Source organism: Kaistella haifensis DSM 19056, from assembly GCF_000735695.2.
Lineage (GTDB): Bacteria > Bacteroidota > Bacteroidia > Flavobacteriales > Weeksellaceae > Kaistella > Kaistella haifensis.
In genome coordinates this window covers 1-1,640 of the sequence record NZ_JASZ02000081.1, presented here as the reverse complement: position 1 = coordinate 1,640, position 1,640 = coordinate 1, and the positions used below count along the sequence as shown (strand labels likewise).

The following is a 1,640-nucleotide window of genomic DNA, read 5'->3' as shown; positions in this document are numbered from 1 at the left end:
TTTTTTTTGTAGCCATTTCATGAGTTTTTAAAAGGTTAATAAAAACAAAGTTACTAAAACGGCGAATGGGAAAAGCTACCGGAGGTTTAGTTCAACAACTCGGGAACAAAATTTAACAATTCAGAAATCATAATTTACAGTTTAACCAAAACAAATTCTTCAATAAAAAATAATAAAGCAAATTTGACCTACAAATTAAAACAGAATGAAAACAAAGAAAATTTTGAAAATTATCGGCTTAATTTTATTTTTGGGATTAGTAGGAATTATTGGTTTAGGAGTTTATTTTTACAAAACAAATCCAATTTTTGAAGGAATCGTTAATAATGACGAATCAAAACTTTTTTATTTCCCAAGCAAAGAAATGCAACCTTTCAAACATTTACAGCATTCTGAAAAAGTTTTAAAAGTTAATGACTCAATTAATATTTACACTTATGTATTCAAGCCAACACACGAAACGGATTCAAAAATATTTTTCATTCATGGCGGTGGAGGAAATGTAAGCACTTATCAAGATATGATAAGACCATTGGTAGAAAGCGGGTTTGAAGTTTATGCTTTTGATTGGAGAGGTTTTGGGAAATCAAATGGAACTCCAAATTATCACGGAGTTTTAACAGATACGGAAGTAGCATTTAAAGATTTTTTAGACTCAGAAAATAATGGAAATCGTAAAATAGTTGTTTATGGAATGTCTTTGGGAGGTCAACTTGCCGTAAAAATCGCTAAAGAAAACCAATCTAAAATCAATTTATTAGTTCTCGATAGTTCCATTGAATCGGCCCAAACTTTAGCAATGGATTATTCTCCAATTTCATTTCTTAAAGAAAAAGCAAAAAATTCTCCACAAGATTTTAACCAAGAGTATGTTGCTGTCCAAGACATAAAATATATAGAGAATGTTCCTAAAATAATTATTCAAGGGAAGAATGACAAAATTGTTCCTGCAATTAGAGGAAAAAATCTTTATAATTCTGCAAAAATGCCTAAAATTTATTGGGAAAATAACTCTGAACATATCATGACATTGATAAATTTACCAAAAGAAACCACCGAAAGAATTAAAAAACAATTGGAATAAGAAAAACTTCTGCTAATAACTAAGCTTTCGTTTTTGTCTGCAAGACAAGAAATGAAAGCCTGTTGAACGGAACCTCCGGTGGCTTTTCAGCAGTATGATGGTCCTCTTATGGGGATGTCGTTTTTAGAATTTAGATACACAAAGCAGTTTTTTCAGAAGGACTGCTTTTTTTGTGGCGTTGGGTAGACTTTGGAAGTGGTTTCTGCGGGGTTTTACTGGCTGTAGGGCACAGCTTCCCTTACCCGCAAAGGTTATTTCCGCAGACAAAGGTTGGGTGACGAAAAGAAAGTCCTGCGGCGGACCGCGCTGCCCGAAAATGGCAATGGTGACCAGGTTTCCTTCTTTGCAACACCGGCATTTATTGAGCAGCGTTTTGGGTGTGAAGTTTGATATTCCTTACTTCCATACAGCGCAGTCCGCAACCGTAGATCAGGCCGATGAGCAGTTTGTGTTTCAGGAGTTCGGCACTTTGAAGCATTCGCCAAATTTCTTCACGGCTTAAAATAGTGGGAAGTTTTTTCACTTTTGGAATCGCGGGAAGATGGAGGTAGCTGTA

Annotated in this window: 1 protein-coding gene and 2 pseudogenes; 1 reads left to right on the top strand and 2 read right to left on the bottom strand. The window is 34.8% G+C overall.

Annotation, left to right across the window (positions count from 1 at the left end):
• Positions 1-205: 205 nt before the first annotated feature.
• Positions 206-1,084: an alpha/beta hydrolase gene (locus AP75_RS13930; RefSeq protein ID WP_088265002.1), complete on the top strand. Its 879-nt coding sequence runs from the start codon at positions 206-208 to the stop codon at positions 1,082-1,084.
• 255 nt (positions 1,085-1,339) lie between these two features.
• Here AP75_RS13930 and AP75_RS14965 read toward each other — a convergent pair.
• A pseudogene (locus AP75_RS14965) lies at positions 1,340-1,462 on the bottom strand (IS91 family transposase); the annotation flags it as partial.
• A pseudogene (locus AP75_RS13925) lies at positions 1,443-1,640 on the bottom strand (hypothetical protein); the annotation flags it as partial. The pseudogenes AP75_RS13925 and AP75_RS14965, both read right to left, overlap by 20 nt.

Coding starts and splice junctions, on each gene's coding strand:
- AP75_RS13930 (WP_088265002.1), top strand. CDS start 206: ATGAAAACAAAGAAAATTTTGAAAATTATCGGCTTAATTTTATTTTTG.